Origin of the sequence: Methanothermobacter tenebrarum (assembly GCF_023167465.1) — an archaeon.
GTDB lineage: Archaea > Methanobacteriota > Methanobacteria > Methanobacteriales > DSM-23052 > Methanothermobacter_A > Methanothermobacter_A tenebrarum.
In genome coordinates, this window is record NZ_AP025698.1 from 1,288,065 (window position 1) to 1,302,996 (window position 14,932).

The following is a 14,932-nucleotide window of genomic DNA, read 5'->3' on the forward strand; positions in this document are numbered from 1 at the left end:
CTTATGCTAACCCCCACTAGCCAGTTAAACCTTTAAGTTGTATATCCTCTATGATCTCCCCATGTCTTACCTTGTCCCTTAAGTTGAGGAGTAAATCGTCTATTTTACTCAGCTCCTTTGAGAGTTCCTTTTCATGGGCTGTTGTTGTAACTATTTTTTGCATGCCACCGTTCTTCATAACGATCCTTTTATCAGTCATCAGGGCAAGGATCGGATCATGCGTAACCACCATAACGATCTTACCATGCCCTGAGAGAACCTCCAGGGCCTCATGCTTCCTTATACCAGCATTCTCTATCTCGTCGATTAACACTATTGGAGAATCGCTTATTATGGCCACGTCAGCTACCATGAGGGCCCTTGATTGTCCCCCGCTTAATATTGTCAGGTCATGGTTCTTTTTTATGGGTTCGCCTGTTAATGTGTTAGCCAATTTTATAACCTTGTTTACGCAGGATTTATGGGCGCCTCTACACTTAGCATGGAGTGTTAAAAATTCGCCCACAGTCATGTCAGCCAAAAAGTTCATGTTCTGTGACAATTGGGCCACCATCTTCTTACGGGGGTTGGTGCGGTCCTCGTATGTTGGTTCTCTATCATTTACGAGTATTTTTCTCCTAGAGAAAGTGTCCCTTTGGGCTAATTGTTCAATATCAGCTATTAGTGAACTTTTTCCACTACCTGTGGGGCCTACCACGCCAAATATTTCACCCCTGTTTATATCAACTCTTCTGACGGGTTCTTTTTCCCCGAACTTGTCATAGCCGCCTAATATTGTCACCCTTTTTATCATTAGAGCTTCACCTTTCCTAGAGTATCCCCTCTAAGCCCTCTTCGCATGCTTTCAAGGGAAATAACATCCTCTGGTGGTATGTTACCAAGGTTGACGTTAGGTCCTATTTTCAGTATGAAGTAGACTTGTTGATTTTTTTGTGGAGCTTCCCATATCAACTTTTCCACTGGCAAATGATCTATGAGATATTCAACTTCATCTTCTTTAACATCACCCTTTTCATCGTATACTCCAATGTTCTGGCCACCTTCTCTGGCTTCCATCAGGACCTTCTCTGCACCCGCCCTAAGATCGTCCTTCACAAGTTCCACTCTTTCACTGAGACCTATTATCCTATCCTTCCTAGGATCCTTTTTACCAACCTCTGAAATCACTTTAAATCCATGATCTATTGCATCCTCTATTATCCTAGTTTTCTCCTCCCTTGACAAGTCTATTGAACCATCCGATATTTCAAGGTATCTGAAGCCGAGTTTTTCCGCTTCACGGAGATACTCTTCAAACCTGCCCTGGATATATGCTATTTCAAAGAGTGTGCCACCAGGGTGCGCCTCAACCCCATAATCCCTGTAAATCCTGATCTTCTCTCTTATAATATCCCTATCACACAAGCCTATAATACCCCATCCAAATTTTACAAAATCTAAATGTTCACCAGCTATTCTAAGGAAATCCTCTACCATACTGGGGCCTAAACCTTTATCCAACATCATAGTAATACCTGTATTATATTGTTCTCTTATCCTAGCTGGTGTTAAAAAATTAAAGGCATACATTATAGTTCACCCTTTCATTCTCATGGCCAGGATGTTATCCTCCTGGCCTAGGTGGATTAAATAATATAACTTGTCTAATATAAAATTATGGTGATTCCTATGATAAAGAGTATATGCTATTTCGAGACCCCGGGCCCGGAAAACACTGACAAACTATTAAAACTCGTTAAAGAGAGATCAGATGAACTCGGCATCGATAATATAATTGTAGCATCCGTTTCTGGTAGAACAGCCCTCAAACTATCAGAAATATTAGGTGATGCTGATATTGTGTGCATCACCCACCATGCAGGTTTCAGAGAAAAAGGAAAATTAGAAATGGACCCTAAAATAAGGGACGAAGTAACAAAAAAGGGTATAAAAGTGTACGCAGGATCCCATGCATTAAGTGGTGTTGGCAGGGGCATCTCCAACCGATTTGGTGGCGTCACACCAGTTGAGATAATGGCAGAAACCCTCCGCATGGTCTCACAAGGATTCAAAGTTTGCGTCGAAATCACCATAATGGCCGCCGATGCAGGGCTCATACCCATGGATAGAGAGATCATAGCAATCGGAGGCACAGCACAGGGAGTTGACACAGCCCTAGTCATCTCACCAGCCCATATGAACAACGTCTTCGACCTTAGAATACATGAAATAATCGCAATACCCCGCCCCTAGACCATTCTCCAACCTCCAAGGGGGATAATATAAACTTTCACCCATGAAAACTCATAAAATAGAGTATAAGTGAGAATTACCGGATCAAATAGAAAAAATGGAATAACGTTAAAGTTATATATACCTACATTAAATAATAGACAATTATAATCAAAATCGGCATTAGTGGTGAACATTATAATATTCAATACAATTCAAGAACCTCCAAAATCGGGCCGAAACCATATCATACCTCTCATCCCGTCTTGGGTGAATGGGCATCCCATGATCAAGACCGGATCTCCAAAAAAACCTTATGTGGGGGTAGCAATTGAAATTTATTAACGAAGCCATAAAAGAAGATACCATAAAAAAGAGAAAGCCTGCACCTACACCATTAGACGAAGACCTCAAAGAGATAATAAAAGAAAGTAGGGCGAAAATATACGTCGTAGGCACCGGCGGGGCGGGGAATAACACTATAACCCGTCTAAACGAGATAGGAATAGAAGGGGCGGAGACCATAGCCATCAACACTGATGCACAAGACCTCTACTATACTCTCTCCTCCCGCAAACTCCTAATCGGGAGGAGCATATGCAATGGCCTCGGAGCCGGTGGCGTCCCAGAAATTGGAGAAGAATGTGCAGAGGAAAGCGAAGACGAGATAAGAAGAGAACTAGAAGGAGCGGACATGGTATTTGTGACCTGCGGCCTCGGTGGGGGTACAGGCACCGGTTCGGCGCCAATAATATGTAAACTATCAAAGAAGATAGGAGCCCTGACAATCGCCGTAGTAACACTACCATTCAGTGCAGAGGGGCTTAAAAGGAGGGAAAACGCGGAGATGGGCTTGGAAAAGTTGCAGAACGCTGCTGACACCGTTATTGTTATCCCCAATGATAAACTCCTAGAAGTCGCACCTAACCTGCCCATCAACAAGGCATTTATGGTGGCTGATGAAATCCTAGGCCGGGCAGTAAAGGGTATAACAGAACTAATCACAAAACCAGCACTTGTCAGCCTAGACCTCTCAGATGTTAAAAGTATAATGAAAGGTTCAGGGATGGCAATAATAGGAATGGGCGAATCAGAATCAGGAGACAGGGCACTGGAATCAGTCCATGAAGCCCTCAACAGTCCACTGCTCGACCTCGACATATCCAATGGTAAAGGCGCCCTTATAAACATAGCAGGGAGTTCAGACCTCACATTACAGGAAGCCGAGAACATAGTCCAAGTAGTCGCCGAAGAATTAGACCCAGACGCAAATATAATCTGGGGAGCCCAAATACAAGATGAACTCCAAAACATGATAAGAACAACCATAATAGTCGCGGGAGTAAAATCCCCATACATTTACGGTTCCCCAACCGATAAAGATATCGCAAGTGAAATGAAAAAAGAGAAGAAATCTGTGGATGATTCGGCACTAGAAGAATTTATAGACGGTGTATTCTAAGCCACTATTTTAGACCGATAACGAAGAATTTATAAGTCCCCGAAAATAATATATTATCCCATAGTATCATAGAATTTTCAATCACTCTTTTTTAACACTTCAGAGAGTAGGGATAATCATGGGCTATAAAGAATCTATTCTAGAGTTTATAGAAAAATCGAGGAGAGTCCTAAAGGTTTCAAAGAAACCCGACAGAGAAGAATACCTTACCGTGGCCAAGGTCACCGGCATAGGCATAATCATAATCGGAGTAATAGGCCTTATAATCACACTCCTGACACAAATCCTAGGTAAATAAAATATATTAGGTTGTGTATCCAATGGAAGATAAAAATGCCATCTACGCCCTAAAAACTTCAGTGGGCCAGGAAAAAAACGTGGCAAGGATGCTAGCAAGAAAAGTCAAAACAAGTGGGATGGAAATAAACGCTATCTTAGCACCAGAATCCCTGAAAGGATACATACTAGTGGAAGTATCAGGTAAAATAGACATTAGAAGCCCAGCCCTGAGAGTACCCCACCTGCGGGGTATAGTAGATGGTGAAAAACCCATAGACTTCGACGAGATAAGAAAATTCCTCAAACCAGAACCTATAATAGCATCCATCAAAAAGGGCAGTATAGTCGAACTCATATCAGGACCCTTCAAAGGAGAAAGAGCAAAGGTTATACGTATAGACGAATCAAGGGAAGAAGTAGTCCTAGAATTGATAGAAGCAGCAGTTCCAATACCCGTAACGGTTAAAGGTGACCAGATACGTATAATACAAAAGGAGGCTGATTAGTTGGCTAAAGAGACAATTGAGATCCTCATAGATGGTGGTAAAGCCACCCCAGGACCGCCATTAGGCCCGGCCCTCGGACCATACGGAGTCAACATGATGCAAATCGTCGACGAAATCAACAAAAAAACAGCAGACTTCGAGGGGATGAAAGTCCCCGTGAAAATCACCATAGACACAGAAACAAAAGAATTCGAAATCAAAGTAGGAACACCACCCACAACAGCCCTAATAATGGCAGAACTAGGCATCGAGAAAGGATCAGAGGACCCCGGCATGGACAAGGTCGCGGACCTGACCATGGAACAAGTCCTGAAAGTGGCTAAGATGAAATTCGACTCACTACTCGCAAAAGACTACAAGGGCGCAGTTAAAGAAATATTAGGGACCTGTGTGAGCATGGGTATAACAGTAGAGGGCAAAGACCCCAGAGAAGTCCAAAAAGAAATCGACAAGGGAGCCTACAATGACATACTAGAAGAAGCCAAACCATAAACATGATATATAATAAAAGATAAAACTTTAATTTTAACTCTATTTTCTCATGGGAGGATAATAAAAATGAAACAAGAGATACTAGAAGCGGTGAAGAAGGCTAAGGAACAATCCAAGCCGCGGAACTTCACACAGTCAATCGACATAGTCATAAACATCAAAGACCTAGATGTGAACAAACCAGAGAACAGATTCGAAGAAGAAGTCTCACTACCACACGGCCGCGGCAAAGAAGTTAAAATAGCAGTCATCGCAGATGGAGAATTAGCCCTACAAGCGAAAAAAGCCGGCGCAGACCTCGTGATAACGAGAGACGACCTAGAAGAGCTTGGAAAAAACCGTAAAAAGGCGAAAAGGCTAGCCAACGAATACGAATTCTTCATAGCACAAGCAGACCTAATGCCACTCGTAGGCCGATTCCTAGGACCAGTACTAGGACCCAGAAAAAAGATGCCTAAACCAATACCAGCAACAGCAAACCCAGCACCCCTCATAAAAAAGCTCAGAGACACCGTCAGAGTCAGAGTAAAAGACCAACCACTAATACACACAACCGTGGGGACAGAGAAAATGGACGAAGAAAAAATAACAGAGAACATTGAATCCATCCTCGACGTGCTTGACCGTAACCTCGAAAAAGGCAGAAAACAGGTAAAATCCATGTACATAAAGACAACCATGGGACCGGCAGTAAAGGTGATCTAAAATGGCTCATGTAGCTGAATGGAAAAAGGAAGAAGTTAAAGACCTTGCAGAGATGATAAAAGGTCATGAGGTTATAGGCATAGTCGACCTATCAGATATCCCAGCAAAACAGTTACAAAAAATGAGACAGAACCTCCGTGAAAAAGCAAAAATTAGGATGTCAAGGAAAACCCTAATCTCCCTAGCACTAGACAGAGCAGCCCAGGAAAAGAAAAACATAACAGAGTTGAACAATATCATGGAAGGCCAGCCAGCCCTCATAGTCAGCAACATGAACCCCTTCAAATTATTCAAAATACTCGAAAAAAGTAAAACCCCATCCCCTGCAAAACCAGGGGCTATAGCACCCCAAGATGTTATAATACCCAAAGGGGACACCGGCTTCGCCCCTGGGCCCATCCTCGGAGAATTACAACAACTAGGCATACCCGCGAGGATAGAGAAGGGCAAAATAGTTATAACAGAAGATCACACCATATTAAAAGCCGGGGATGAAATATCCCCAAAGGTTGCTGAAATCTTAAACCGCCTAGATATACAACCATTAGAGGTTGGTATAGACCTTAAAGGCGCATATGAAAACGAAACAATCTATACATCCGATATTTTAAGAATTGATGAAAACAAGACAATAGCTGATATCAAAAGGGCATTTTCACAAGCCTTCAACTTGTCAATTAACGCACTAATCTACACCAGGGAAACAATACCATACATCATACAAAACGCAGCTTCAAAAGCCTTCAACCTAGCCTATAACGCTGCAATACTCACACCAGAAACAGCAGAACCACTACTATCCAGAGCCTATGCACAGATGCTTTCATTAGCAGCGAAAATCGCCCAAAATAACAAAGAAGCCCTTGATGAAGAATTACTAGAAAAGATAACAACCAAAACCAAACCAAAAACCAAAAAAGAAGAAAAAGAAGAGAAAGAAGAGAAAGAAGAGGAAGAAGAAGAGGAAGAAGAAGAGGCAGCCGCTGGTCTAGGCGCACTCTTCGGCTAAAATTTACAATAAAAAAATAATTCTGAGGTGATCATATGGAATATATATACGCAGCAATGCTATTACACGCTACAGGCAAAGAAATAAACGAAGAGAACGTGAAAAAAGTGCTAGAGGCAGCTGGAGCAGAAGTCGATGACGCCAGGGTAAAAGCTTTGATAGCAGCACTAGAAGAAGTTGACATTGAAGAAGCAATGGAAACAGCAGCTGTAGCCCCAGCAGCAGGAGCACCAACAGCTGAAGCTGCAGAAGAAAAAGAAGAGGAAGAAGAAGAGGAAGAAGAGGAGGAAGAAGAGGAAGAGGAAGAGGAGGCAGCCGCTGGTCTAGGCGCACTCTTCGGCTAAAAAAAGGGATTCTTCTTCCCCCCCAAAACCTTTTTTTATACCATACTACTTTTTTTAAGGTGAAAAAGACACTAAAGATTACCATGTCCCACCAACTAAAAAAACTTGGATATGAAAAAAACAAATGCAAATCATGTGGAGAATATTTTTGGTCCATAGAAGAGCGTGAAACATGTGGAGACGCTCCATGCGACCCCTACACTTTCATCGGAGATCCTCCAACAAAGAAAAAATACGACCTTTACAAGATCCAGAATACCTTCATCGAATTCTTCAAAGAAAGAGGACACGAACCCATAAAAAGATACCCAGTACTCGCAAAACGCTGGAGAGACGACGTATTCCTCGTAGGAGCATCCATCTACAACTTCCAACCATGGGTAACATCAGGGATGGTTAAACCACCAGCAAACCCACTAGTAGTCGCCCAACCCTCAATAAGATTAAACGACATAGACAACGTAGGAAGAACAGGAAGACACCTAACCTGCTTCACCATGGGAGGCCACCACGCATTCAACTCCCCAGAAAACCAAATCTACTGGGAAGATGAAACAATAAAATACTGCCACGACTTCCTAGAACACATTGGCATAAACCCCAAAGAGGCAACATTCATAGAATCATGGTGGGAAGGCGGAGGAAACGCAGGACCCTGCTATGAAGTCTGCGTAAGGGGTGTTGAACTCGCAACCCTCGTATTCATACAATACGAGATCCTCCCAGACTCTACTAAAAAGGAAATCCCATTAAAGATTGTTGACACAGGCTACGGACTCGAAAGATTCGCATGGATATCACAGGGAACCCCAACAGCATATGACGCATCATTCGGCCCAGTAATCGAAAGACTAAAAGAACTAGCATCAATCGAAGTCGACGAAGACATACTAAAAGAAAACGCCCAAGTCGCGGGTATGATGGACATACAAACATACGCAGACCTTAAAACCCTCAGAAGAAGAGTAGCAGATAAACTAGGCATCCCAGTCAAGGAACTTGAAGCATCAGCAAAGCCAATGGAATCCATATATGCAATAGCAGACCATACAAGGTGCCTAGCATTCATGCTAGCAGATGGTATAATCCCATCAAATGTAAAGGAAGGATACCTCGCACGTTTAATAATAAGACGCACCATCAGACTACTAAAAGAATTACACCTAAAAGAATCATTAAAAGACATAATGCAAATCCAAATAGACTTCCTAGAACCCCAATACCCCGAAATAAGAGAACACCAACAACACATAATAGACATAATAAGATTAGAAGAGAAAAGATACAAAAAGACGATCCAAAAGGGTGAAAGAATAGTTAAAAAGACAATAGACCACTTCAAAAAAGAAGGAAAAAAGGAAATACCAGTCGAAACCCTCATAAGACTCTACGACTCCCACGGCATACCCCCAGAGCTAGTAAAAGAAATATCAAACACCCAAAGTTTCAAAATAAAAATCCCAGACAACTTCTACACACTCGTAGCCGAAAAACATGAAAAAGAAGAAGAGACAGAACCAACCCCAATAGAATTAGACTATCCCAAGACAAGATTATTATTCTACGAAAAACCCACCGAAAAAAAATTCAAAGCCAAAATACTAGGATTGCATGAAAACGGGATAATACTAGACCAAACACTATTCTATCCAGAAGGTGGCGGCCAACCATCAGACAAAGGAATACTAAAAATAGGAAAGACCAAATTAAAGGTCGAATATGCAGAAAAAATCGGGGACATAGTACTCCACAGAACAAACACAGATAAACTTCCAAGAGAACTTATAGGCAAAACCATAGAGGGAACCATCAACTGGGAAAGAAGAACAGCACTAACCAGAAACCATACCGGAACCCACCTTATAGTAGCCGCGGCACGCCAAGTCCTCGGAGACCACATCTGGCAGACAGGAGCCCAAAAGGGGATCAGACGATCAAGGATAGACCTATCACACTACAAGAGGATCAGCATTGATGAAATCGAAAAAATAGAAGAACTAGCCAACAAGTATGTGATGGAGAACATCCCAGTTAAAACCAAATGGATGGAAAGAAACCTAGCCGAGAAAAAATACGGTTTCATACTATACCAGGGTGGAGTAGTACCCGGAGACAGGATAAGAATAGTAAAAATAGGCGAAATTGATGTGCAAGCATGCGGAGGCACACACGTAACCAGCACAGGGAACATAGGACCCATAAAAATCAACCGCACAGAAAGAATACAAGACGGCGTTGAAAGGATCGAATTTTCAGTAGGAGAAGCCGCGATAAAAGAAATACAAAATATCAACCGCCTACTAATAGAAAGCTCAAAGATATTCAAAGTACCAGTGGAACAACTCCCCAGAGTCTCTGAAAGATTCTTCAAAGAATGGAAATCATTCAAAAACGAGATAAAACGCCTAAAAGAGGAGATAGCACTCCTAAAAATAGAAAATCTCACAGACAAAACCCAAAAAATTGACAACCTCCTATTCATAGGAGAAATCGTCGATGCAAAAATGGATGAAATGCAAGAAATGGCACTAAAACTCACAGAAGACAAAATAGACATCGCCATCCTATTAAACAATAACGGGAAAATCGTGGGAGCATCATCCCAAAAAGCCATCAAAAAAGGCATCAAAATAAACAAGATCATAAAAAAACTCGCAGAAATCCTCGGCGGAGGAGGAGGAGGAAGACCCAACCTCGCACAAGGAGCCGGCCCAAAAACCCACAGAATAAACGAAGTCCTAGAAGAAGCCCGAAGGCTAATAAAAGCCGCCCTTGAGGGTTGAACTTGGGAAAAACAATCAAAGGTATAAAAGAGAAAATAGAAAAAGGAGAAGCCCAAATATTCACAGTCCAACAAATAAAGGAAATGCTCCGCAACCAAGAAAGAATATCCATCGACGACGTGGACATCGTAACCACAGCCACCTGCGGGATAATGTCAGGCACCGCCGCCATCATGCACTTTAAAGTCGCAGAACCCGGAAAATTCAAAAAAGCAAAAAAAGTCTACCTAAACGGTGTCCCAGCAACCCCAGGACCATGCCCAAACGAAAACCTAGGCCTAGTCGACATCATATTATATGGGACATCAACAAGCATAGAAAACCCAGACTACGGAGGAGGATTCCTACTAAACGACATCTTAAAAAGAAAAGAAATAGAAGTCATCATAGAATCAACAGACTCAAAAACCATCAAAACCAGCTTAACCCTAGACAAGATCAAAACCGCTAGGATAATCGGCACAAGAATGGCATACAAAAATTATATGGCATTTATAAACCCAAGTGACGAGCCAATACCATCCATATTCAATCCAATACCAATGGAAGGACCATACAAAGGCCTCTCATTTTCAGGATGCGGTGAACTCAACCCCCTCCAAAACGACCCCACGATGGAAACAATAAAAATCGGCTCCCCAATACTATTAAACGGCGCCCCCGGGATGATCATAGGAGAAGGTACAAGGAGCACACCAGAAAAACCCAACCTCATGATAGCCGCCGACCTCCATCACATGAACCCCTACTACATCGGAGGTTTCAGAACAGCCGCCGGCCCGGAAATATTCAACACAATCGCCATCCCAATACCCATACTCAACAAGAAAATACTCGCAAATACCCTAATAACAAATGACAACATCCCACTACCAATAGCCGATATAAGGGACAGGAGAATAATAAACAAAACCAATTATAAGATTGCCTGGATGGGGGATGAAAGACCATCATACCATCCGCAAAGATGTGCTAATTGTGAAAAATGTCTCGTAGCTGAAAGATGCCCAACCCTAGCCTTCAAGAACACACTAGACCTTGAAAAATGCTTTGGATGTGGAATGTGCGCAAATTCTTGTCCAAATAATGTATTCGAGATGAGAACAGGGAAAGTCACACTCCAAACCAATAATAAAAGCATTAAAGTGCCTGTAGTATGCAGACAATCAGATATAAAACGTGCAAAGAAATTAGCTGAAGAATTAAAATACCGGATAGAATCTGGTGAATTCCCCATCAGATAAACCATGGGTGTAACAGATGGACTATGACCTCATACTTGGACGTTACGGGGAAATAGCCCTTAAAAGTCCGCGGGTTAGGAGAAAATTTGAATCACAACTCATCCATAACATAAAAAGCGCATTTAAAACAGAAGCCCACATAAGAGAGGGTAGAATATTCATCCACCCAGCAGATTTCAAAGAAGCCCTAGACAAACTAACCAAAATCTTCGGGATAATATCATTCTCCCCAGTAATCGCTATGAAAACAGACAAAAAAGTGATCTCAACCAAACTCAGAGAATACGTGGAAAAACTAAACTCAGAGGGCCTATTTGATGAAAAAAAATCCTTCGCAATAAGATGTAAAAGGACCGGAGCCCACAACTTCACAAGCCAAGAACTCGCAGCATACGCAGGTTCAATAGTCCAAGATAAGATAGGGGCCCCAGTAGACCTCACAAAACCAGACATAGAAATATTCCTAGAGGTCAGGGGCGGGAAAACATACCTCTTCCATGAAATCATACCAGGCCCCGGGGGTCTTCCAATCGGCACAAGTGGAAAAGTAGTATCACTACTCTCAGGTGGTATAGATTCTGCCGTTGCAACCTATCTCATAATGAAAAGAGGATGTAAGATACTAGCACTACACTTTGACACACACCCATACACAAGCAAAAAAACTAGGATAAAAATCAAAAAGCTAGCAGATAAACTAAAAGAATACTCCCCAGGTGTGGAATTTGAACTATTAACAATAGAATATGGTGAATACCTCGACTATTGCATATCAAAGGCTCCAAGAAACCTCACCTGCATACTATGCAAATTCGGAATGTATCATATCGCAGAGAAAATAGCCAATGAAAAAAAAGCCCTAGCTATTGTAGATGGTAACAGCATCGGACAAGTAGCATCCCAAACCCTCCATAATATCCTCGCAACACGCTACAGTGTAAAAATCCCCATTCTAAGCCCCCTAATAGGCTTCGACAAGATAGAAATAGAAAACCTTGCAAAAAGAATAGGAACCTACAAAATCTCCACATCCCCAAATGGGGCATGTACCGCAGCCCCACCACATCCAGCGACGAAAATAAGCCCACAAAAACTATTAAAGATAAAGCAGAGCCTAGACTTAGATCCAAAATTAGAAAAGATCATGGAAACAAAAACAAAATACTAATTATAATAGACCCCCATATTCTACTAGTGTTCATAATTGTATATTTTAGCCTGGAGGTGTACCCATAATGAAAACAACAATTAGTGTGATTAAAGCTGACGTCGGGAGCTTAGCAGGTCACGTGCTCGCTCACGAGGCCCTAAAAAAGAAATGCGATGATATACTCTCGGAGGCCAAGGATACAGGGATCCTAGAAGACTATTATATAACCAATTGTGGAGATGACATCGACCTTATAATGACACACCACAGAGGCGAAGAAGACGAAGAAGTGCACGAAACAGCATGGAACGCCTTTAAAGAAGCAACAAACCTTGCAAGGGAAATGAAACTATACGGTGCAGGCCAAGACCTGCTCTCAGACACGTTCTCAGGTAACATAAAGGGTATGGGTCCCGGTTGTGCTGAGATGGAGTTCAAAGAAAGACCAAGCGACCCAGTTATCATATTCTGCTGCGACAAGACAGAACCAGGAGCCTTCAACCTCCCACTCTTCAGAATATTCGCAGACCCATTCAACACAGCAGGACTCGTAATAGACCCCAGCCTACATAACGGCTACAAATTCGAAATCTTCGACGTCATAGAGCACAAGAAAGTCATAATGTCATGTCCAGAGGAAATGTATGACTTACTAGCCCTCCTAGGTGCTATCGGCCGCTATGTGATCAAAAAAATATATAGGAAAGACGATGACGAAATAGCCGCCTCTGTAAGCACAGAAAGACTAAATATCATGGCCGGGAAATATATCGGAAAGGACGACCCAGTAGCTATAGTAAGATCCCAATCAGGCTTCCCAGCAGCTGGGGAAGTGCTAGAACCGTTCTCACTCCCACACCTCGTAGGTGGGTGGATGAGAGGTTCGCACAACGGCCCACTAATGCCGGTACCCCAAAAGGATGCTACACCAGTCCGATTCGACGGTCCACCCAGGGTCATCGGCCTAGGCTTCCAAGTTGCTAACTGCAAATTAATCGGACCAATAGATCTCTTTGACGATCCATCCTTCGACCGTTCAAGGGTACTAGCATCTGAAATAGCAGAATACATGCGAAGGCACGGGCCATTCGAACCACACAGACTCCCAAGTGATGAAATGGAATACACAACATTACCAGAGATCCTTAAAAAATTAAAAGGGAGATTCGAGGACATAGAATAAAAACCCTATCCCCCTTTTTATTCTTTTTTAGCCTCCTCCTGGTCGCCGATTAAATATTTCCATATAAAGAATGGAATGTCAAACACCCTTTCGGCCCTATCTATAATGGCACTGTCACTTGTAGCAACAACAAAATCCTCAGATTCCCTTTTAATATTATAATCAACATTTGGGGACAATTCCACCTCACCAGGGATCCCATAATCCTTTAATAGTCTTCTTACAATGGATGCTAATTCCCCGCTAAAACTTACATTTTTATCAAAATAAAATTTCACAAAACCCACTTTCAAAACCTTTAATGCCTTAAAAACGAGCTCGAGGGCCTTAAGGGTTTCATCATTCAACTTGTATTTTCCGAAAACCCCCCTAGAATCCCTTAAAAACCCATCCTGGGCTATGAAAAAATTCCCTTGAAGGACGCTCTCAACTGTTATGAGAACGTTATAACCATCTAAGATTATCCCAGATCCTCTCAAGGATTCTGGACTTGCTATTTTCTTTTTTCTGTCTCTTATTGTGGACTCTGAAAAAACATACCTTGCAAGGTAATTTCTATCCCTTCTCTTCAACATATAATGGTTCGCGACAAAATCGAGCGCAACCCTCTTCTTATACCCCCTGTCTAGAAGATAGCGAAGATCCTCCACGGCCTTTTTGAGGGTCATCAACCCCTCCTCTTAGCAGCTATAATAAGCACACGATCTGACGCATCCTCGGCCCTGTCTGCTATATTCCCAAGGTGTACTGTAACCTCCTTCATCCCCAGGAGTTTAACCACGCCAATCTCCTCATCCCTATAGGACTTGTAAAGCTTAGTTAATATCCTTCTTTCAATTTCGTCCGCCTTCTCTTCAAGTTTCTCGATCTCATGAGCTTTCCGGATAGCCTCTGTAAGATCCTCTTCTAGGAAGTTTATACAATCATCTAGCGCTTTTACGATCTGTCCTATAACCTCCATGAATGCTTCAAAATCCTTTTGAAAATCGGCTGGGAATTCAACTTTACTCAAGGATATTGTGAACGCTGTTGATTCGATCGTGTCAGCCACCTTATCAACCTTTTCAGTTAACATTATCCTATCTTCCCTGTCAAATGGTAAAAATGCCCCCTCATAGAATCCCATCTCCATCTTCCGGCGTATTTCATCCGCCTCATGTTCTAGGGCGGATATTTTCCTTGTTAGAATATCCACCTTCTCATAATCCCCATTATAAAAGTGGGGCATCAGCTTCTCAAATTCCCTGTAACACTCATAAACTTTCTTCACATGCTCTTTAGCATACAATTCAACTTTGCTCTCTTTTAGGAAAAATTTTCTCATTATTTAACCCCTATCCCATGTAGAATACGTAAAGAGTCGATTAAACCATGTGCATAATTTATACAACCAAAAGATGTTATATAATCACCCTTCTCTAGATAATATATGGAGTCTTCTTTATAATTTTCAGCCCTCTGGATAATATCCTTCTCCTCCCTACTAAAATCTAGATGTAACATTTCCCTTATATTTTTCTCTAGAAGTTCAATATCCTTTTTGATCCTTTCAACTGCCAAGGCC

Annotated in this window: 17 protein-coding genes; 12 read left to right on the forward strand and 5 right to left on the reverse strand. The window is 42.1% G+C overall.

Translation table 11 applies throughout. The features are described 5' to 3' along the window. Nucleotides 1-16 precede the first annotated feature (16 nt). Both MTTB_RS07250 and comA read right to left on the reverse strand, forming a co-directional pair. Entirely contained in the window at nt 17-793 is a 777-nt protein-coding gene (locus MTTB_RS07250; RefSeq protein ID WP_248564338.1) for an ATP-binding cassette domain-containing protein, read from the reverse strand. After that, nucleotides 793-1,569 carry a phosphosulfolactate synthase gene (gene comA, locus MTTB_RS07255; RefSeq protein ID WP_248564339.1) on the reverse strand — a complete coding sequence of 259 codons (777 nt, stop codon included), beginning with the start codon at nt 1,567-1,569 and terminating at the stop codon, nt 793-795. Before comA ends, MTTB_RS07250 begins: the two co-directional genes overlap by 1 nt. 99 nt (nt 1,570-1,668) lie before the next feature. Between comA and MTTB_RS07260 the strand changes: the two genes are divergently transcribed. The 12 genes from MTTB_RS07260 to fbp all read left to right on the forward strand — a co-directional run bounded on the left by MTTB_RS07260 (nt 1,669) and on the right by fbp (nt 13,368). Continuing rightward, nucleotides 1,669-2,232 carry a pyruvate kinase alpha/beta domain-containing protein gene (locus tag MTTB_RS07260; protein ID WP_248564340.1) on the forward strand — a complete coding sequence of 188 codons (564 nt, stop codon included), beginning with the start codon at nt 1,669-1,671 and terminating at the stop codon, nt 2,230-2,232. Between the two features lie 310 nt (nt 2,233-2,542). Beyond that, the gene (gene ftsZ / locus MTTB_RS07265) at nt 2,543-3,673 is read left to right on the forward strand and encodes a cell division protein FtsZ (RefSeq protein WP_248564341.1); all 1,131 of its coding nucleotides are present in this window, start codon (nt 2,543-2,545) and stop codon (nt 3,671-3,673) included. A gap of 118 nt (nt 3,674-3,791) precedes the next feature. Further along, entirely contained in the window at nt 3,792-3,971 is a 180-nt protein-coding gene (locus MTTB_RS07270) for a protein translocase SEC61 complex subunit gamma (RefSeq protein ID WP_248564342.1), read from the forward strand. Between the two features lie 22 nt (nt 3,972-3,993). After that, nucleotides 3,994-4,458 (forward strand): transcription elongation factor Spt5, encoded by a 465-nt coding sequence (locus MTTB_RS07275; protein WP_248564343.1) that lies wholly within the window; start codon nt 3,994-3,996, stop codon nt 4,456-4,458. Beyond that, the gene (locus MTTB_RS07280; RefSeq protein ID WP_248564344.1) at nt 4,459-4,950 is read left to right on the forward strand and encodes a 50S ribosomal protein L11; all 492 of its coding nucleotides are present in this window, start codon (nt 4,459-4,461) and stop codon (nt 4,948-4,950) included. Nucleotides 4,951-5,016: 66 nt separating this feature from the next. Then, nucleotides 5,017-5,655, forward strand: a complete 639-nt coding sequence (locus tag MTTB_RS07285) for a 50S ribosomal protein L1 (protein ID WP_248564345.1) — start codon at nt 5,017-5,019, stop codon at nt 5,653-5,655. A gap of 1 nt (nt 5,656) precedes the next feature. After that, complete coding sequence (locus MTTB_RS07290) at nt 5,657-6,664, forward strand: 50S ribosomal protein L10 (protein WP_248564346.1); 1,008 nt, start codon at nt 5,657-5,659, stop codon at nt 6,662-6,664. Nucleotides 6,665-6,699: 35 nt separating this feature from the next. Then, entirely contained in the window at nt 6,700-7,008 is a 309-nt protein-coding gene (gene rpl12p / locus MTTB_RS07295) for a 50S ribosomal protein P1 (RefSeq protein WP_248564347.1), read from the forward strand. A gap of 83 nt (nt 7,009-7,091) precedes the next feature. After that, nucleotides 7,092-9,791, forward strand: a complete 2,700-nt coding sequence (gene alaS, locus MTTB_RS07300; protein WP_248564348.1) for an alanine--tRNA ligase — start codon at nt 7,092-7,094, stop codon at nt 9,789-9,791. Nucleotides 9,792-9,793: 2 nt separating this feature from the next. Then, nucleotides 9,794-11,035 carry a methanogenesis marker 16 metalloprotein gene (locus MTTB_RS07305; protein WP_248564349.1) on the forward strand — a complete coding sequence of 414 codons (1,242 nt, stop codon included), beginning with the start codon at nt 9,794-9,796 and terminating at the stop codon, nt 11,033-11,035. Nucleotides 11,036-11,051: 16 nt separating this feature from the next. Next, nucleotides 11,052-12,203 carry a tRNA uracil 4-sulfurtransferase ThiI gene (thiI, locus tag MTTB_RS07310; RefSeq protein WP_248564350.1) on the forward strand — a complete coding sequence of 384 codons (1,152 nt, stop codon included), beginning with the start codon at nt 11,052-11,054 and terminating at the stop codon, nt 12,201-12,203. Between the two features lie 67 nt (nt 12,204-12,270). Beyond that, nucleotides 12,271-13,368 (forward strand): fructose-1,6-bisphosphate aldolase/phosphatase, encoded by a 1,098-nt coding sequence (gene fbp, locus MTTB_RS07315; RefSeq protein WP_248564351.1) that lies wholly within the window; start codon nt 12,271-12,273, stop codon nt 13,366-13,368. Between the two features lie 17 nt (nt 13,369-13,385). On the opposite strand, the gene MTTB_RS07320 is transcribed toward fbp, so the two are convergent. Genes MTTB_RS07320 through MTTB_RS07330 form a run of 3 tightly spaced genes read right to left on the reverse strand, consistent with a single transcriptional unit; the run spans nt 13,386 to nt 14,928 of the window. Beyond that, on the reverse strand, nt 13,386-14,036 hold the full coding sequence (locus MTTB_RS07320; RefSeq protein ID WP_248564352.1) for a DUF434 domain-containing protein: 651 nt from the start codon (nt 14,034-14,036) through the stop codon (nt 13,386-13,388). Then, nucleotides 14,036-14,692, reverse strand: a complete 657-nt coding sequence (locus MTTB_RS07325) for a TIGR00153 family protein (RefSeq protein WP_248564353.1) — start codon at nt 14,690-14,692, stop codon at nt 14,036-14,038. Before MTTB_RS07325 ends, MTTB_RS07320 begins: the two co-directional genes overlap by 1 nt. Further along, complete coding sequence (locus tag MTTB_RS07330) at nt 14,692-14,928, reverse strand: DUF357 domain-containing protein (RefSeq protein WP_248564354.1); 237 nt, start codon at nt 14,926-14,928, stop codon at nt 14,692-14,694. Before MTTB_RS07330 ends, MTTB_RS07325 begins: the two co-directional genes overlap by 1 nt. Between the last annotated feature and the right edge of the window lie 4 nt (nt 14,929-14,932).